Here is a 5,557-nt window from a genome sequence, read left to right on the forward strand (position 1 = left end):
GTCATGGGCAGGGAGAAGGCGGCGGCACTGACAGCGATGCTGAGCAGCGAGCGTTGCCAGGTGGAGCGACGAGCATGGTGCTCTGTTCTTTTCATGGGTGAACCCTCGTTATCGTGATGTTGTTTTTATGAGGTACAGCACAACCGATCTTGCCACGGTGACGGCCAGAGCGATACAGCTTGTTACGCCTTCGTCTTTTAGCCTTGATTGGCGGTAATGGGCATGCTCCGAAGGTCGTATTCAGACAAATGGCCGGTTTAACCAGACCAACAGCGAAGTGTGTATTTTCTGTATCTTTTTCCGATACTTGCGCAATAAAAAGCCGGGCGTCATGCCCGGCTTGCAGATGACAGGAAAGTCCTGGTCAGGACGTGCGGGCGTGTACCCCCTGCAGGTGCGGATTGAGCAGCGCGCGCACCTCGGCTTCGTGCCAGTTGTGGGCTCGTCGGGCGAGCAGGTGGGCGACGCAGCGCTGCAGCGTCATGCTGATGCGCGACTGGATGCGGATCTGGTCGATCTTCGGCCAGGTCGCGCGCTCGCCCTGCTGGCGGAACCAGATCACCGACTCCCGGGTCGGGTTCTGCAGCATGTGCCGGTAGTGCTGGTGCGTGTAGCGGCGCGGTGCGATGGTGGCATCGCCGTGGTAGCTCTGCGACAGCATGGTGTAGCCGTGGCTGAGCATGGCGCGCAGGGCCTCGTTGCGGGTGCTGTCGTGGATGACCTGGAGCGCGCCCATGCCGGCCAGGCGGCTCTGCAGCTTGAGGATGCGGCGCGGCAGCGAGCTGATGCGCGCGCGTTCGCGGCGGCGGCGCTCGGATTCCAGCAGCGGCACGATGTGCGGATTGACCTGGCTGGCGATGAAGTAATTGACGTTGTAAAGACGCATCAGGCGGCGGCGCGGCATGTCGCTGCGCATGGAGCCGTCGACCCAGCGCTCCAGCGGCATGTAGGGCTGGTGCTGGCCTTCGGCGGTCTTGGTGGTGAGGGTGACCGGCGGGAACAGCACGGGTACCGCGCAGGAGGCGAGCACGGCGCTCCACACCAGCAGGTAGGGCGAGGTCAGCTCGTTCATCAGGCGCGACTTCTGGTTGGCGCCTATGGGCGAGATGCTGACGTTGATGTGGCGCCCGGTTTTCTCGAAGGCCTCCTGGAACGAGTATTCGCCGATGTTCTGGCGGATGAAGGTCTCCAGCTGCTTCTGGTTGGCGAAGCCCTTGCCGCGCAGGCCGTCGCTGAGCCTGTTCCAGCTCCAGGCGTGCTTGTAGAGCGCGTCGCCGTCGTAGTAGGCGGTCATTTCATCGCGGGTGTGGGTGCCGATCATGGAGGCCACCAGCGAGCCGGCGCTGGAGCCGGAGATCACGCTGGGCAGCAGGTCCTGCTCGTCCAGCGCCTTGCACACGCCGATGTGGAACATGCCCAGCGTGGCGCCGCCGGAGAGCTGCAGCGCGGGCTGGCCGAAGCTGCGCAGGATGTCCTCGAACAGGGCCAGCTTCTCGTCGTTGCTGAGGTGCTCGATGTTGGCGTCGCAGAGGTATTCCAGGCTTTCGCAGACCTGGCCGACGTAATCCTCGACCAGCTTCTTGGTGCCGACATGGGCGCGTCCGTAGAGGCGCGGGTTGCTCATGTTGCCGAGGTCGTGGTGCAGGCCCTCGCGCAACGCGCGGATGAGCAGCTTGTGGTTGTGCGACTGCTGCCACTGGCGCAGCGTCAGCAGGCGCTCGCGCAGCAGCTCGTGATGGTAGTCGCCGGAGGCGGTTTCCATCTTCCACAGGTCCATGCCGCTGAGCGCGTCGAGCTCGAGCGATATCTCCCGCCATTCGCCGTAGCTGTTCGCGTGCTCGCGCGCATTGCGCAGCTGCTCGAGGCGGGGATTCTGCCGGGGAGCGTTCAGCAGTGAGGTGTTCAGGATGGTGGCCATGCGCGCTCTCGTTTCCGTGGTCGCCGGTATTCCGGACGGGGAGTCTGCCGGTCATCCGGCGCGGCGGACAAGGCGACAAAAGTCAGAGCGCCGTACTCTAGGCACGCTGGTGGCGATCTGTCCACCCGGATTGTCAGATTGGCCGGAGATGACCCTGCGCGGCCGGCGCGCGCACCGGCGCCTCGCCGCGGAGACCTGTGCCGGATCGCCGGATTTGGCAAGGCGGCGACAGCGGCACATAATCGCGCGATCACGCGTTGCGCCCGGCCTGTCCGGGTCCGGCACGGCTTGAAACCCGCGCCCGCCGCCCGCATGTGTCCCATATCCGTTCCCGCAGGCCGCCCCCGTGCCCGCCGGCCTGTCCTCCTGGAGATGTCCGTGACCCTGTCCGAAGCCGCCCACCTGTCCGTTTCCCTGTCCGATGGCGCCGCCGCGCCGGCCGGCGCCGATGACGGAGGCGTGGCATCGGCCGCGTTCGAGCTGCTGCGCGAGGTCGAGCTGCCGGCCCTGCAGGCGGTGTTCAGCGAGTATCGTCACCGCGTCACGGGCGCGCGCCATCTGCATCTGGCCGCCGACAACAGCGAGAACGTGTTCGTGGTGGCGTTCAAGACCATGCCCGAGGATTCCACCGGGGTGGCGCACATCCTAGAGCACACCGTGCTCTGCGGCTCCGAGCGCTACCCGGTGCGCGACCCGTTCTTCCTGATGATCCGGCGCTCGCTCAACACCTTCATGAACGCCTTCACCGCCAGCGACTGGACCGCGTACCCGTTCGCCAGCCAGAACCGCCAGGACTTCGACAACCTGCTGCGCGTCTACCTCGACGCGGTGTTCTTCCCGCACCTGCATCCGCTGGACTTCGCCCAGGAGGGCATTCGCATCGAGCCGGAGCAGCCGGGCAATCCGGACACCGCGCTGGTCTACAAGGGCGTGGTGTTCAACGAGATGAAGGGTGCCATGAGCGCGGCCCACAGCGTGCTGCACGAGACGCTGAACAAGTACCTGTACCCGACCACGACCTATCACCACAATTCGGGCGGCGAGCCGGCGCACATCCCAGACCTCACGCACGAGGCGCTGCAGGCGTTCCACCGCCGCCACTACCACCCGTCCAACGCGGTATTCATGACCTTCGGCGACGAGCCGGTGGCCAGCCTGCAGGCGCGCTTCGAGACGCTGGCGCTGGCCCGCTTCGACGGCCGTGACCGGCCCGCCGCCAGCGAGCCGGTGCGCGGTCGCGACGAGAAGCGCTACGTGGCGCCGTTGCGCGTGGAAGAGGCCTATGCGCCGGAGAGCGAAGACGGCCCGCAGACGCATCATGTGCTGGGCTGGCTGCTCGGTCCCTCGGCCGATGCCCGCGCCCGTTTCGAGGCGCATCTGCTCAGCGGCGTGCTGCTGGAGAACTCGGCGTCGCCGCTGCGCCAGGCGCTGGAGACCAGCGAGCTGGGCGAGTCGCCGTCGGCACTCTGCGGCCTCGATGACAACAACCGCGAGATGGCGTTCGGCTGCGGCCTGGAGGGCTCCGAGCCGGAGCACGCGGCGGCAGTCGAACAGCTGGTGCTCGACACCCTGGCGCGCGTGGCCGAGGAGGGCGTGCCGCAGGAGGACGTGGAGGCCGTGCTGCACCAGTTCGAGCTGAGCCAGCGCGAGATCGGCGGCGACAGCTATCCCTACGGCCTGCAGCTGCTGCTCAACGGCATGGGCCATGTGCTGCAGGATGCCGACCCGCTCTCGGTGTGGGACATCGAGGCCGAGCTGGCGCGCCTGCGCGAGGCCATCCGCGATCCCGCTTTCGTGCCCGGCCTGGTGCGCCGCCTGCTGCTCGACAACCCCCATCGCGTCCGTGTCACGCTGCGTCCGGACAGCGAGCTGGCGGCCCGTCGCGATGCCCTAGAAGCCGAGCAGCTGGCGCGCATCCGCGCCGGGCTGGACGAGGCCGGGCTGGCGGCGCTCGCCGCCGGCGCCGAGGCGCTGGCCGAACGTCAGGCGCAGGAGAACGATGTTTCGCTGCTGCCCAAGGTGACGCTGGCCGACGTGCCGGCGCAGGTGAAGGCGCCTGGCGTCGGCGAGGCCCGCGCGCTGCTGCCGGGACTGCAGGCCACCAGCCATGTGCAGGGCACCAACGGCCTGTTCTACGAGCAGCTCATTGTCGACCTGCCGGCGCTGGACGAGCGCGAGGCGCAGCTGCTGCCGCTCTACACCAGCCTGTTCTCCGAGCTGGGTGCCGGCGGTGATGACTACCGCCGCCTGCAGCAGCGCCAGTCGGCGGTCAGCGGCGGCCTGCGCATGAGCCTGTCGGCGCGCACCTCGCTGACCGACCGGAACGCCGCGCAGGCGCATCTGGTGGTCAGCGGCAAGGCGCTGGCCTATAACCAGGAGGCGTTCCAGCAGCTGCTGCACGACACCTTCTCCAGCCTGCGTTTCGACGAGACCGGCCGCGTGCGCGACATCCTGGCGCAGCTCAAGGCGCGCTGGGAGGCCAGCATCACCGGACAGGGCCATGCCCTCGCCATGGGTGCCGCCGCGCGCGGCTTCAGCGCGCTGGCCGCGTTCCAGCAGCGCCAGGGCGGACTGGCCGGCATCCGCTTCATCCGCCAGCTCAACGAGCAGGTGCAGGCCGATGACGCCGCCCTGGCGGCGCTGGCCGGCGAGATGGCGGCACTGCACGGCAAGGTGGCCGTGGCGCCGCGCCAGCTGCTGCTGATCGGCGAGAGCGACACGCTGGCCGCCGCATCGGCGACGGCGGCATCGCTGTGGGCCGGCGCGCCGCTGCCGGCGGCGGCTGGCGGCATGATCCGGACTCCGGCGGATGAGCACGTCAACGAAGCCTGGCTGACCCAGACCCAGGTGCAGTTCTGCGCCCGCGCCTACCCGGCGGTGCCGGTCGACCATGCCGATGCCCCGGCGCTGATGGCGCTGGGCGGTTTCCTGCGCAACGGCTTCCTGCACCGCGCCATCCGCGAGCAGGGCGGTGCCTACGGCGGTGGCGCCGGCTACGACGGCAACGCCTGCGCCTTCCGTTTCTTCTCCTACCGCGACCCGCGCTTCGCCGAGACCCTGGCCGACTTCGACGCCAGCCTGGACTGGCTGCAGTCGCACCGCCACGGCGCCGACCAGCTCGAAGAGGCGCTGCTCGGCATCTTCGCCGACATGGACAAGCCGCTGTCGCCGGCCGGCGAGGCCCGCCAGGCGTTCCACAACGGCCTCTACGGCCGCACCATCGAGCAGCGCCAGCGCCTGCGCGAGCGCCTGCTGGCGCTGACGCTGGATGACCTGCGCACGGTCGCCGCGCGCTACCTCGATCCGGCCCGCGCCGCGACGGCGGTCATCGCGCCGTCGGCGAAGGCCGATGTCGCCGAGTCGCTGGGGCTGACGCCACGCCGGCTGTGAGCCGGGATGGTCGTGGCAGCCCGCCCTGCGCTGGCAGGCGCCGGGTCGCAGTGGCGACAAGCGCTACCCGCGTCGGGCACGCCGCCGGCCCCGGTGCTCACTTCATGCCGGGCAGGATGTAGGGTGTGCGTTTCGGGGTTTCGATGGGCTGGTAGCGTCCGGAGTTGCCGGGACGGGCAGGCGTGATATCGCGTTGGCGGACCGGCTTTTCGTAGACGATATTGCTCTTGTATTTGAACACCACGGTAT

Annotated in this window: 2 protein-coding genes; one reads left to right on the forward strand and one right to left on the reverse strand. The window is 68.5% G+C overall.

What is annotated here, in order from left to right:
• Positions 1-364: 364 nt before the first annotated feature.
• Entirely contained in the window at positions 365-1,918 is a 1,554-nt protein-coding gene (locus C5O18_RS05870; protein WP_105192310.1) for a DUF3336 domain-containing protein, read from the reverse strand.
• A 378-nt stretch (positions 1,919-2,296) separates the two neighbouring features.
• Here C5O18_RS05870 and C5O18_RS05875 point away from each other — a divergent pair, with 378 nt between their 5' ends.
• Positions 2,297-5,308, forward strand: coding sequence for an insulinase family protein (locus C5O18_RS05875; protein ID WP_158249281.1), 3,012 nt, complete (start codon positions 2,297-2,299; stop codon positions 5,306-5,308).
• Positions 5,309-5,557: the final 249 nt, after the last annotated feature.

Origin of the sequence: Amnimonas aquatica (genome assembly GCF_002943415.1) — a bacterium.
GTDB lineage: Bacteria > Pseudomonadota > Gammaproteobacteria > Pseudomonadales > Moraxellaceae > Perlucidibaca > Perlucidibaca aquatica_A.

Bases quoted from the DNA above. Each gene is read 5' to 3' on its own strand.
- C5O18_RS05870 (WP_105192310.1), bottom strand. From the start codon at position 1,918: ATGGCCACCATCCTGAACACCTCACTGCTGAACGCTCCCCGGCAGAAT.